A 12,553-nucleotide genomic window follows, 5' to 3' on the forward strand; every position below is an offset into this window, starting at 1 on the left:
GGCGGCTACCTGGCGGCGAATTCCGGGGGAGCCGGATCCATGCCATTGGTCAACAAACGAAGCTGCCCGCCACACGCACAGAACAGGCAGGACTTGCTGGTGAGCGCAGGTACCCCCTGAATGGATACATTGGGGCTTCCGTTCGTCCACTGCAGCTTCGCTCCGGCCAACGCGCCAAGCAAGGAGCCCAACATAGGCATGATGCTTAATGCGCTTTGTTGAGCCGTCCCCTGGGCTGCAGAAGGAGCCTTCGCAGGCGCCGATGCCGATACGGCCGATACCGTGGGCATGATTTGCGGCGCACACGGATAAATGGCTTGCTGAAAGGTCGGCTCCGTTGGATCGGGGTCAATGATGTACGATGGATCGGAATACGGGCCCGCTATACGTTCAGCCTGTTTCATCGGATGCAGCTCACTCCGGCAAAAACCGAAAGAATAGAAGTTCCCGTCGATTTCCCTTCCCATTTTCTGATAGGGAATACCGTATATCGTCCCCGGCTCCGAAGTCGAAGGTACGCAATCCTCCACCGTCAGCATCGGTTTCCCGTTAATGTACACCCCGTTCGGCTCAAGCTTGTTGAGCACCTCCTCATGTGTTCCGAATGAACAGTGCATGTAGGCTCCTGCCGTTACATATGTATCTTCACTCCTCCAGGGAGAGGTGAGCAGCTTGTTCAGCGTATCTTTGGATAATATCGTATCTGTAACTCCCATCTACATTTCTCCTTCGGTGATCTGAATTGGTCTTACAGTCAGCCCATATATGCCCGCCCTCAGCAGAGCTTCGGCAATATCAAGACGGACAATCACCAGTTGGGCAGGGAAATAGGAAATGCTAAATACCGGAGCCTCTTCCAACCCGCGAAGATCAGCCGTCATCCCCATAATTTGTCCCCCCTGGATCAAAGCCCGTTCAGGATTCGTACACATCGCCTTCGGCAGATTCACCCAGTTATAGAACGAATGCCTTTGCTGCTCCAGGTTCATGATTGCGACTCTTTTGCGGGCAGTATCAGGCGCGGCTTTCAAGATGACTTTGGACAGTTCTTCGCCAAGCAGCAGCACCGGAGGCTGCGCCAGAATACAGGGGAAGGCAAAAGGCTGACTCTGCTTGACATAGACGATCTCTTCATCTGCAGCATATTCGTAGCCCAGAAGCATGCGCTCCGGCCATTGCAGACTGCCTCCATTCACCGGAAGTCCTCTGTCGTATTCAATCACATGGTATTGCGTTTCCCGTTTTTCCTTCATGAATCGCCCTATGCCTCCACCCATTCCACTGCAGCCCGCTGCTCGGGGGTCAACACTACCCGAAATCGATCCTGCGCAAGCATCCGGCTGCCGGTCAGATCGGCTCCCGTGAAATCCGCCTGTTCCAGCTCCGCCCCCGTGAAATCGCCGGCTATCTTCGCATATCTAAAGGTTGCATGGCTCAGGTTCGCTCCCTGGAACTGAACGCCGTTCATGCCATATATCAGACCATGCGTCTCCACGAACGTATCGCGCCCGCCCAATGCTCCGTCGAACCTGGCCCCAGTTAGGTCACATCCGCGAAAGTCCGTATCATACAGCAAGGTCTTTCCATAATCGACATGCTCGCATCGACACTGTTCAAATCGGGTTCCTAGCAAGCTCGCTCCCTCCATGCAGCTGCCGGTTAATGCAGCTTTTTCGAATCGGGCGTAATTCAAATCCAGCTCCCTATAATCTCCCTGCGTCAAATTCACTCCTGCAATGTGTTCATAGATGTATTCATCGGGCAGCCGCTTCTCCAGCCATCCCTTGCAGGTGACAGGACTTCGCTGGTTAGCATTGATCCGGAATACCGATTCGGTCACTTCATGGTCCCGATACTCACCCACGCGGACTTCAAATTGCATATCCTTGCCGATGCCTCGAAATGAATCCAGCGCTCGAATGACATCCATCGCATAACGAACAGCGTGAACCATATAGACGTGAAAAGGGTATAACTGCCCCGTCCGCCAGGTCTCGAACACGGCCCGATCAAGCCGATTCATATATCGCCTGCGGATGTTCTCGCATTCCTCAAACCATTGATCCGCATAACGATAGATACAGCCCGCGTCATACCAAAATCCGGTGTCAGCCGCATCGCCTTCACTGTTCCGGCCGCTCGCGTGCAGCATATAGGCGGGATCGCCCTGTTGCAACCTGGTCCGCATCAGGGACACGTGCAGCGTGCTGCATGCCTGAAGCTCCCCCCGTTCCTGCTGCGACTTCACTTGTTCACAGAAGGCATCGAACAAGGGGACAATTCCCTCTACTATCTCTCTTTTATGTCCTGCATAATAGGTATGCAGTTCGTGTATTTTGGCATTGCGAAGCGGCAGCGCTTCCTGCTCCAGGAACTGCTGCCACAACTCCATATGGTCCATCATCCCGTCCCCCGCGTTCCTACTGGTTCATTAATATCTCGATTCCCTTAATGACGACCTGCCCCTGATCAATCGTCAGGCCCCCATTTCCCCCCTTGGTGGACATGTCAATCTGATTGGCAAGCAGGGTCACGGACTCCGACACCATCTCGAGTTTGTCCGTCCGGATAGATTCTGGCAATCTTCTGCATGACGTCCGGGATCAATAAGGCCGCGTTCTGATAAGAGCGTGTCTCGCGCCGAAGATCCATGACATGCGAATGGGACACCGCTTCCGCCTCAAGCCAATACACCTGATTCTCTACCCTCACCTGGAGCTTCAGAATGACACCGTGAAATAATCGCTGCTTCTTCCCCTCTTCATCCGTATAGCACAGCTCAACCGGAGTGCTCTCATCCGCCATGCGCACATATTGTTCTTCCTTCTCTTCTGGAATCACTCCGGCGAAGCTGAGCTTCCCATGATCGTTAACGGCCATATGTAATGCAACCTTATGGATACGGATCTCAAATGGCTGAATCTGCAGTTGCTCGTAACTGACTGTCGTTAGAGACATACCTTCCCCACCCGCTGAAAAAATTTTATTACCTTCTTATCGACTTTTACCATATTTTTATTTACACTCCACCCAAAATTTCCAAATAAACAATCCATGAACTTACAGTAGTCGAGTTCTCAATCTGGTATAGACGTTCTGGCGGCCGATCCCGATGACGAAAGTGTTATGCTCGATGCCTCCATCGTTCGTGTTCACCAACATGCGCGGGGGCAAAAGGGGGCAGCGATTCCAACCCATCGGACGATCACGCGAAGGCTTAACCAGCAAGATTCATGCCGTTGTAGAGACGGACTTGGCAATCCGCTACGCTTCCATCTTAATAAACAGGATAAGACGCTACCAACAGTAAAAAAGGGCAGTAAGACGCCAAAAAAGGTGAAAAGGAAAGAACATAAATCAAAACCTAAGGATTCATTTTTGAAAATGGGACCAAAACAATGCTCCGTTCAAGAAATAATAGAGTGTGAAGTAACTAAGCTGCACCAGGCAACAAATGCATGCAAAAGGTATGATCGGAATAACGTACCCGTAAACTGTAAGATTTCCTCATACTTAGTTGAATTGACGAGTTACTAAAAAAGCTCAAAAAGCCTGTAGCCGGCAAACATTGCCGGTACAGGCTTTTTTGAGCTTATAAACATACAGTTGCATTCATCTCTGCATAAATATTCGTAATTCTGTATATAACTCTAATTTTCAATATATGTGACGAAATATTCTGACCTATTAAGCATAAATTCATTCTCGTCTTTTATGCAGAATCACAATATATATCCCCATTCAGGGGGACTTCCGTCTTCTACGAGCAGCGGCTGTAACCGCAGTTCGCGCAGGTCTTGCAGCCTTCGACGTTCAGGAGCGAGGCGGTGCCGCAGGACGGGCACAGGTCGCGCGAGGCCGATGCGCTGCCGCTCTCCTTCAGCCCGATGACCGGGGCCTCGATCGTCGCGGCGATCGGAGCCGGGTCCGTCTCGGCGCCGAGTCCGAGCGCTTCCTGCTGATGAATCTCCAACGCCTTGGCTACCGCATCGGCAATCGACTCGACGCGGTTGGCGCCGAAGCCAATCGCGCCAGAGCCGCCGATGCCCTTCAAGTGCTTGATGAGCAGCTCGACCTTGTTGCCGTGATCGCCGTAGCGGAGGAACAGCGAGCAGACGCGGCCGAGCGCTTCCGCCATCGCGAACACATCGGAACCGGCCTTGCCCACGTTCAGGAAAATCTCGCCCGGAATGCCGTTCATATCATTAATTGTAATATAAGCCATGCCGAACGGCGTATTCACCTTATAAGTCGCGCCGCGCAGTACTTGCGGACGGCGCTTGTACACATTGCCGCCCCCGCCGTTATTCGGCGCGGCAGCCTGTGCGCCCGCCGGAGCGGCCGGCGCTTCTGCCGCCGGTGCCGCCTCTTCGGTCCGGCCGTCCTCCTTGTTGTCTCCTTTGTCGGTCGACAGAACCTGAACGTCGCGGCTGCCGTCGCGGTAGATCGTCACGCCCTTGCAGCCGAGATCGAAGGCCAGCTCATACAGCCGCTTCGTCTCTTCCACCGTGAAGTCGTTCGGGCAGTTCGCCGTCTTCGAGATCGAGCTGTCCACCCAGCGCTGAATGGCCGCCTGCGCACGGATATGATCCTCGGCGGACAGATCCATCGCCGTAATGAAGTAATCCGGCAGTTCCTCGCCCGGATGCGCGTCCATCCATTCCTGCGCAATCGGCACGAACTGCTCGTCGAAGCCGAGGCGGCTCTGCCGGAAATACTTGAAGGCGAAGTACGGCTCGATGCCGGTCGAGGTGCCGACCATCGTGCCGGTGCTGCCCGTCGGCGCCTGCGTAATGACGGTCACATTGCGCATGCCCTGACGTCGAATCGCTTCGCCGACCTCCGGATACACCTCGAGCATATTCTTCATGAAGCCGCTCTGCAGGTACGGCTCCGTCTCGAATGCCGGGAACGCCCCCTTCTCGCCTGCGATATCCGCCGACGCGAGATACGATTCGCGCGCGATGAAGCCGAACAGCTTGTCGAGGAATTCCAGCGATTCCGGACTGCCGTAGCGGATGCCCAGCTTGATCATCAGTTCGGCCAAGCCCATCGATCCCAAGCCGACGCGGCGCTCGTTCTGCTGATTCTCTTTATTTTTCTCGAAATGGTATGGAGTCTTGTCGATTACGTTATCCAGGAAGCGCACCGCATAGCGCGTCACGGTGGACAGTTCGTCCCACGCCACATCATGCTTCTCCTCGTCATAGAACTTGGACAGATTGAGCGCGGACAGGTTGCAGACGCCCCAGGCCGGCAAGCCCTGCTCCCCGCATGGATTCGTGCAGATAATCGGGTTGAAATACCAGCTGTTCGACATCTGGTTGTAATATTCCATGAACACGACGCCCGGCTCGGCCGATTTCCACGCCGATTCGATAATCGTATGCCAGATTTCCCGCGCCTTCACGGTGCGGTAAGGAATAACCGCCTTCCCGGCCTTCTTCCATGTCTCCAGATCTCCGTCCCACAGTTCGTCATATTCCGGATCGGACGTATCCGGGAAGACCAGATCCCAATCGAGATCTTCCTTGACCGCCTTCATGAAGGCGTTGCTGACGCAGACGGACAGATTCGCGTTCGTCACCTGGCCCATCGTCTGCTTCACCGTAATGAAATCGACGACGTCCGGATGCCAGTCGTTCATCATCAGCATAAGCGCGCCGCGGCGGCTGCCTCCCTGCTCGATCAATCCGGTCGTATAGCTGAACAAGCCGCCCCAAGAGACGGCGCCGCTGGAGGAGCCGTTCACCCCGCGGACGATCGCGCGCCGCGGACGAAGCGACGACAGGTTGATGCCGACGCCCCCGCCGCGGGCCATAATCTCGGTCATCTCCGACAGCGTCTCCATAATGCCGCCGCGGCTGTCCTTCGGCGATGGGATCACGTAGCAGTTGAACAGCGTCAATTCCTCGCTTGCCCCGGCCCCTGCCGCGATCCGCCCTCCAGGGACAAGCTTCCAGTCATCCAATATATAACGGAATTTCTCCGTCCATTCCTGTTGTTTTTCCGGGGTTGGTTCTACCGATGCCATCGCAGCCGCCAGCCGGTCCCACATTTCTTCCGGCGTCTTCTCTATCGTCAAGGTCAGCTTCTCGATCGTGGATTGAACCACCTCTCCGCTTCGCAGCTTAACCGAGACGAAGCGGCCGTCGCGCGCTACCACTTCCCCTACTTCCTTCGCCGGGAACTTCGGATCGTCTTTGGTCAGTACCAGGACGACATCCCCTACTTTGGCGTTGTTCGTGTCCGCATCCTTCCATGCGTACCGATCCAAAAATATTTTCTCGCTCAAGCCTTCCAAGCGCTGCTTATGCCCCGTATTCAAAAGAACACAACCTCCTATATAGTGATCGCTACTTGAATGATTGTCACCGCACACGACAATTGAAGCATTGTACAATGTATGTATTTTCCACAATATATTGTGTGCGAAAATCATTGTACTATACTACATATAGAATTTCTAATAAGAAAAAAGGAAATATAGCGAATGGATGAGAACCGGGGAACACCATGCTTCGTTTTTCTCTAGCAATCTCTCTATTTTGTCTCTTGCTTTTTCCAGAGGAACGCATAGCACTCCGGGTCCCGCCCCTCTTGCCGGCACCCCGATCCCGTCTTGCACCCGGTTATGAAAGCCTGGAATAACGTCCATACTACCTCTATAGAGGAGGTCGAGAGGATGAACAGACATCAGCAGCCGCATGACGGCTTGGCCGGTCCGCCGCCATCGGCTCTGGCCGGCCCGGTCAGCCCGGCGAGCGGCCATATTATGCGATCCGCCGCGCATTCCTGGCCGCTGTCCTCGCCCGCGGCATCCGGCTCGCTGCCTATCGCGACAGATCGCGGCTGGCTGGAGGACCTGTCGGCCCGCATCGACAAGAACGGCCCCTGGGATGACTGGACCCTGTTCCAGTTGGCTTATGAGGCGGAGCAGGCCAAGCGCATTCGCGCGTTCGACGAGCTGCAATGCCTGACCCATATTACGAATGTAGAGCCGCTCCCCCACCAAGTAGAGACCGCCAAGAAGGTGCTGCACGAGATGCGCGGCCGGGCGATTCTCGCCGACGAGGTCGGCCTGGGCAAGACCATCGAGGCCGGACTCGTGCTGAAGGAATATTTGATACGCGGCCTCGTCAAGCGCGCGCTCATTCTCGTCCCCGCCTCCCTGGTGCTGCAGTGGGTGCGCGAGCTGCATCACAAGTTCGGCATCGCGGCGGTGGCCCAGAAGAAAAAATATCAATGGCAATCCGACATCGTCGTCGCCTCGATGGATACCGCCAAGCGCGATCCGCATAAATCGATCCTGATGGAGCAGGAATACGACATGCTCATCGTCGACGAAGCCCATAAGCTCAAAAACCGCAAGACGACCAACTACCAGTTCATTCAGCATTTGCGCAAAAAATATTGTCTGCTGCTGACGGCCACGCCGGTCCAGAACGATATGAACGAGCTGTACAATCTGATCACCCTTCTCAAGCCCGGACAGCTTGGCGCGCAGGGCGAATTCAGCAGCAACTTCGTCGCAGACAAGCGCCTTCCGAAGAATGAGGGCCAGCTTCAGGGCGAGCTGTCCAAGGTAATGGTGCGCAACCGGCGCGGCGAAGGCAGCGTTCAATTCACGCGGCGCATCGTCCGCAATGTGCCCTTGACGCTGTCCCCGGACGAGCAGGCCTTGTACGAAGGGGTCACCCGCTTCATCAAGGAGCAGTATCAGATGAACGGCCGCGATATCGGCAGCATGTTCTCCCTGATTACGCTCCAGCGGGAAGTGTGCTCCAGCCGCGATGCGGTCTTCCTGACCCTCGTCAACCTGGCCAAGAAGCTGCCCGAGGATTCGCCGATCCGCGATCATATCTGGGATCTGGTCGATCTGATCAAGGCGATTACGTCCAACACGAAGGCGGAGGCGGCCATGGACATTATCCGCCAGACGAACGAGAAGGTGATCGTGTTCACCGAATACCGGGCGACGCAGGAATATTTGCTGCAGTACTTCCGCAAGGCCGGCATCGTGGCGGTGCCGTACAGCGGCGGCATGAACCGGGGCAAGAAGGACTGGATGATGGATCTGTTCCGCGGCCGGGCCCAGGTCATGATCGCGACCGAAGCCGGCGGGGAGGGCATCAATTTGCAATTTTGCCACCATATGATCAATTTCGACCTGCCCTGGAACCCGATGCGCGTCGAGCAGCGAATCGGGCGGGTGCACCGCCTCGGCCAGATGAATGATGTGCGCATCTACAATTTGTCGACCCGGGGCACGATCGAGGAGCATATTTTGAACCTCCTGCATGAAAAAATCAATATGTTCGAGATGGTCATCGGCCGCCTTGATATGATCCTGGAGCGGTTCGAGAAGCAAGACTCCCTGGAAAAGAGCCTGACCCGCATTTTGCTGGAGGCGGGGAGCGACGAGGAGATTCGCCATCATGTAGAGCATCTCGGGGAATCCCTCAACGCCATCCGGGCGGAAGTGGAGGCCGAATCGGACGGCGAGCCGAAATCCGCGTTCGGACAACTGCTGGACCAGATCAGTACGGAAGCGGAGGCTTGACATGATGAACACCGAGCAAGTTCGCGACTATGTCCTGCGCTATTTGGAGGCGACGGAGTGCCACATCCTCGAGAAGTCGCCGGCCCATGTGACCGTGAAGCTGTCCGAGCGCGCCGATCGCGTGCTGACGAACCGCCCCTATTATTGGGGCTTCATCGATCGCACGGGAGCGGAAGCGGAGACGATGCGCTTCACGTTCGTGTTCGATCCGGCCGCGATGCCGCCGGAGCCGCCGCGCGCCGTCTCCTATGGATCGGCGCCTGCGCCCGCCGCCCCCGGGCCGGCCGCCCCGTCTGGCGGAACCGGCCCGATCGCCGCCGCCGGAGCCGCTCCGCAAGCGGCGCCCGGCGAGTCCGTGCTCGGGCGCTACTTCGGCGTGGCGCCCGCCTTCACCGGCGGCGGGGGCGGCCCCGGGCGCATCCCGCGCGACGACGTCACGTACGGGAGCAAGCGCCTCGAACAGATTATGCAGGCGGCCCATACGGAGGGCCGGTTCGTACAGCTGTTCGTGGAGCCGCCGGCCGCCGGCGGCGTTCGCGGAGGGCGCCGCGTGAAGCAATCCGCCCCATACGAGACATGGCTGCTGCTCAACTTCAAGCTGGAGTTCGCCTGCGACCTGAAGCGCGAGGAGATCCATTCCTACGGCATCTCGCTCGTCAGCGGCAAAATGCGCCTCGACTATATGGAGGAGGTGCTGCGGATGGATGTCACGCCGAAGCTCCCGCCCCATGTCCATGTGCTGCCATGGAGACTGTCGCTGCCGGCGGCATTAACCTATGTAGAGGAGCACCTCGCAGAGATCATCTCCCGCCATGACGACACGTGGGCGCGCGAAGCGAGCGTCCGCCTGGAGGAGGAATTGAGCCGCCTCGCCTCCTACTATGAACCGCTGATTCGCGAGGCGGGCCAACAGGGGCCGGGCCGCATGCGACAAGAGGAAGCGCCCGTCCCGCCGGCAAGCGGGGAGGAAGAGGCGCGGCCCATGAGCATCGAGGAGCAATACGAGGTGCGCCAGCAGGAAGTGCGGTGGCAGTTCGAGCCGCGAATTCAAGTAAGTCTCATTAATGCCGGGCTCGTTCACGTCCCCCTGATCCCGTAGCGAGGTCCTGAGGAGCGGCCGGCGCGGGACCGGCAGGGAAGCTGGGACTTGCTGACAAGGAACCGTAGAAAGGCATCATTCAAAGGCAGCGGCAAGCTTCCTTGTTCCTCTGCCTTCCGCTTCCCCCGGGCCTTGTCAGATTCTCGCGGCGCGATGTCCGCGGCAGTCGGCTATAATGCGCGGCGAATTGCCATTTTGCGGCAAAAATAGAACCGGCATAACAAGGAGCCTCATCCCCTGTTCCGACAGCCTTTTTATAGCTTGTCCCTTACAATGAAATGGTTGAAACATGGAGCCCGACGGGTATTAACGTATACATATCCCGGACCGTTGCACGGCACCGGAAGAAGACGGCAAGCTTATTGGAATGTCATAGCCAAGAGAGGTGTTGGAGATGCAAAATACGCCTTGGTGGACAAGATTGGCCAGTCTGATGACGACGGCGGCGCTGACCTCGCTCGCCGCGGGAGGAGTCACGTTCGCGGTGTTGGCCGCGTCCGATTCGCTGTACCCGCTTCGCGGCGAGCAGCCGCCCGTCATCCTGCCGAAGGCGCAGTCCGCTTATGTCGAACCGAAGGAAGCGCATGGACGCCGCTATTCGGCGATGCTGATTGGAATACGGAGCGCAGCGGAGCACCATCATCCGGGGGGCAGCCTGGGGAGGAACGCGCAAGCGCAATCGGTGCGGGACATCGCGGACCGCTACAAGCGGCAATTGGCGAAGAACGAACCGTTCACCGACTGGAGCGAGGCCGGACTGGAGACCATTCCGCTCAGTCCCGGGATGCACGGGTGGCTCGTGCGCGTCATATCGGGCCAGGAGCAGATCGGATATATGATTCTGGAAGCGACCGGGGAGGGCGGGATCCGGCTCGCGGAATATGGGCGCGGCAGTGCCATGCCGTACCAGGAGACGACCTTGCATCAAGCGCTGGCCCATCGGCTGCAAGCGGATGAAGCGGCTTCTTCCGCCGACCAGGACGTATTGGCCGATATTGAGCCCTACTTCTTCGACCCGCTGCTAACAGTGTGGCGTCTCGAATGGAGCAGCGGAGCGGTAGAATGGATTGATGCGCAGACCGGAGAGCGGCTGCCTCCTGCCTTCGAACCGGAGCGATCGGCGGCGCCATGGAGCAAGGAGCTTCGGGCGGTCATGGCCTCCAGCGCGGCCCCATCGACGGAGAATGCCGCACCTGCCCTTCTCCTGGAGGGCGTTACCGGGCGGGAAGAGACCCATTCCCTCAGGAGCCGCGAAGTTGGAGAGGCTGTTCCGGGCCCGAGCTCTTACCGGGATCCGTTCGACCCGTATCATAATATATTGTGGATGGCCCGGCGCCCGCACCAGCTTCCCAAGCCGCAATCCGGGGCCCCGGCCGATTACAAGACGAAGCGGTGGGTCTATGTGCAGCAGCGCGCCGGGCTCGATATGAAGATGCCGTTCGCCTATATCGGAATGCAGCGATGGGAGCCGGCCGGAGATGCTGCCGCTCAGGCTGATCCCAAGTATGTTATTATATCCAGCTCCGATATGGGAGCGATGCGCTGGATTCCGGCGGAAGACGCGCTTGCGAACGGGTACTTCATCCCGCAATCCTAATCCGGTTATCGGCATACAAAAAGGCACCCTCTGCTCTCAAGAGTGTGCCTTTTCATCTTGCGGAGGCCCTTTGCGCCATCGCACCAGCTTGAGACGAGCCGCCCGACGCAGGAACGGCCGCCCCGCCTGCCTCCACTTCCCTGCCCACATCTGCACGCTGAACGGCACCATGCCGAACCATTTCGTCTGCCACGGCTCCTTGCCGCGGTTTTTGCGCTCCAATCTGCGTTCGCGCCGGGCCTCGACAGGAGTGTCAATATAGGTGACAAACTGCTGCGTAATGTATTTAATCAGGTCTTGACCTTTGGCCATGACGGCCACCTCCATCCTGTCCCTGATGGATGTTAGTGTGCCCCATTCCCTACCCGGCCAAACGCGCCCCGCCTCGGAATGAAGCCATGTCTTATTGCGCACGATAAGAACAATCGATTCCATACAATGAAGGTGGTTCACGCGATATGGCTAATCTCCTGCGGTCCCGTAGGACAGGGCGATGGCTGCATGCCATCATAGCAGTGCTTATAGGCGCGTCATTCCTGCCCCTCCCTGCTTACGCGCAGCGGGAGGCCGCCAGGAATGCCCATACTCCCGAAGCGGCCGGCGCTTGGCCGGCTCCTGACAGACCCCCGGTCTACAGCGGCGCGTTTCCTTCCCCGCACGTGCTGATTGATGCGGGTCACGGCGGGGTTGACGGCGGAACGAGCTACGGGGATATTTTGGAGAAAAACATCAACCTCGCCATTGCCCGCAAGCTCTATTTATTGCTGAAGGCGCGCGGCGTTCCCGTCATTCTGAACCGCACCGGCGATTATGCCCTCAGCGATGATAACCGCTGGTCCGGCTCGCGCTCGCGTCATTCAAAGGACTTGGCGCAGCGAAGGCAGTTGAGCAGGGAGGTGCCCGTGTCGATGTTCATCAGTCTTCATGTCAATTGGTCCAAGCAGCCGAAGGCGACCGGCCCCCTCGTCCTGCATCAGAGCGAAGGCCGAAGCCGCTTGCTGGCTTCCCTCCTCCAGGATTCATTGAACCCGCTCTTCTCCACGCGCACGCTTCCCGAGCTTGGGAAGACATACTATCTGCTGAAGCACGTCGATCTGCCGGCTGTCATCGTCGAGCTGGGTTATCTGAGCAACCCGAAGGATCGCCATATGTTGACCGATCCTCGGTGGCAGACCGAGATTGCGGCCCGAATCTGCGATGCGATCATCCATTATCACGCCATATGTTGATCTGCAAAGCGCCGGGAGGAACGATTTCCTTCCGGCGCTTTGCGCAGGATACGGCGGACGCATCT

At 57.5% G+C, this 12,553-nt stretch carries 10 protein-coding genes and 1 pseudogene; 5 read left to right on the forward strand and 6 right to left on the reverse strand.

Annotated features, from left to right (window positions below; translation table 11 throughout):
• Positions 1-5 precede the first annotated feature (5 nt).
• The 4 genes from L6439_RS18535 to L6439_RS18550 form a co-directional block, all read right to left on the reverse strand.
• A complete protein-coding gene (locus L6439_RS18535; RefSeq protein WP_213471648.1) occupies positions 6-716 on the reverse strand; it encodes a DUF4280 domain-containing protein in 711 nt (236 codons plus the stop codon).
• Complete coding sequence (locus L6439_RS18540) at positions 717-1,253, reverse strand: hypothetical protein (protein ID WP_213471647.1); 537 nt, start codon at positions 1,251-1,253, stop codon at positions 717-719.
• 8 nt (positions 1,254-1,261) lie between these two features.
• A complete protein-coding gene (locus L6439_RS18545; protein ID WP_213471646.1) occupies positions 1,262-2,404 on the reverse strand; it encodes a pentapeptide repeat-containing protein in 1,143 nt (380 codons plus the stop codon).
• Between the two features lie 104 nt (positions 2,405-2,508).
• Positions 2,509-2,958 (reverse strand): hypothetical protein, encoded by a 450-nt coding sequence (locus L6439_RS18550; RefSeq protein ID WP_213471645.1) that lies wholly within the window; start codon positions 2,956-2,958, stop codon positions 2,509-2,511.
• A gap of 205 nt (positions 2,959-3,163) precedes the next feature.
• Here L6439_RS18550 and L6439_RS29735 point away from each other — a divergent pair.
• Positions 3,164-3,279, forward strand: a pseudogene (locus L6439_RS29735) (IS5/IS1182 family transposase); the annotation flags it as partial.
• 481 nt (positions 3,280-3,760) lie between these two features.
• Here the strand turns inward: L6439_RS29735 and L6439_RS18555 are convergent.
• Positions 3,761-6,328 (reverse strand): adenosylcobalamin-dependent ribonucleoside-diphosphate reductase, encoded by a 2,568-nt coding sequence (locus tag L6439_RS18555; RefSeq protein WP_213471644.1) that lies wholly within the window; start codon positions 6,326-6,328, stop codon positions 3,761-3,763.
• Positions 6,329-6,685: 357 nt separating this feature from the next.
• Between L6439_RS18555 and L6439_RS18560 the strand changes: the two genes are divergently transcribed.
• From L6439_RS18560 to L6439_RS18570, 3 genes are all read left to right on the forward strand, one after another.
• Positions 6,686-8,563: a DEAD/DEAH box helicase gene (locus L6439_RS18560; RefSeq protein WP_374043229.1), complete on the forward strand. Its 1,878-nt coding sequence runs from the start codon at positions 6,686-6,688 to the stop codon at positions 8,561-8,563.
• Position 8,564: 1 nt separating this feature from the next.
• On the forward strand, positions 8,565-9,662 hold the full coding sequence (locus L6439_RS18565) for a YqhG family protein (protein WP_438822776.1): 1,098 nt from the start codon (positions 8,565-8,567) through the stop codon (positions 9,660-9,662).
• Positions 9,663-10,056: 394 nt separating this feature from the next.
• Positions 10,057-11,259, forward strand: a complete 1,203-nt coding sequence (locus L6439_RS18570; protein ID WP_237096536.1) for a phospholipid phosphatase — start codon at positions 10,057-10,059, stop codon at positions 11,257-11,259.
• Between the two features lie 36 nt (positions 11,260-11,295).
• On the opposite strand, the gene L6439_RS18575 is transcribed toward L6439_RS18570, so the two are convergent.
• Positions 11,296-11,571, reverse strand: a complete 276-nt coding sequence (locus L6439_RS18575) for a YqzE family protein (protein ID WP_168182755.1) — start codon at positions 11,569-11,571, stop codon at positions 11,296-11,298.
• 146 nt (positions 11,572-11,717) lie between these two features.
• Here L6439_RS18575 and L6439_RS18580 point away from each other — a divergent pair, with 146 nt between their 5' ends.
• Entirely contained in the window at positions 11,718-12,488 is a 771-nt protein-coding gene (locus L6439_RS18580) for an N-acetylmuramoyl-L-alanine amidase family protein (protein WP_420540566.1), read from the forward strand.
• Positions 12,489-12,553: the final 65 nt, after the last annotated feature.

The sequence above is a fragment of the Paenibacillus dendritiformis genome (assembly GCF_021654795.1).
In the GTDB taxonomy this organism is placed as follows: Bacteria; Bacillota; Bacilli; order Paenibacillales; family Paenibacillaceae; genus Paenibacillus_B.

Bases quoted from the DNA above. Each gene is read 5' to 3' on its own strand.
- L6439_RS18550 (WP_213471645.1), bottom strand. From the start codon at position 2,958: ATGTCTCTAACGACAGTCAGTTACGAGCAACTGCAGATTCAGCCATTT.
- L6439_RS18545 (WP_213471646.1), bottom strand. From the start codon at position 2,404: ATGATGGACCATATGGAGTTGTGGCAGCAGTTCCTGGAGCAGGAAGCG.
- L6439_RS18560 (WP_374043229.1), top strand. From the start codon at position 6,686: ATGAACAGACATCAGCAGCCGCATGACGGCTTGGCCGGTCCGCCGCCA.
- L6439_RS18575 (WP_168182755.1), bottom strand. From the start codon at position 11,571: ATGGCCAAAGGTCAAGACCTGATTAAATACATTACGCAGCAGTTTGTC.
- L6439_RS18535 (WP_213471648.1), bottom strand. From the start codon at position 716: ATGGGAGTTACAGATACGATATTATCCAAAGATACGCTGAACAAGCTG.
- L6439_RS18570 (WP_237096536.1), top strand. From the start codon at position 10,057: ATGCAAAATACGCCTTGGTGGACAAGATTGGCCAGTCTGATGACGACG.
- L6439_RS18580 (WP_420540566.1), top strand. From the start codon at position 11,718: ATGGCTAATCTCCTGCGGTCCCGTAGGACAGGGCGATGGCTGCATGCC.
- L6439_RS18565 (WP_438822776.1), top strand. From the start codon at position 8,565: ATGATGAACACCGAGCAAGTTCGCGACTATGTCCTGCGCTATTTGGAG.
- L6439_RS18540 (WP_213471647.1), bottom strand. From the start codon at position 1,253: ATGAAGGAAAAACGGGAAACGCAATACCATGTGATTGAATACGACAGA.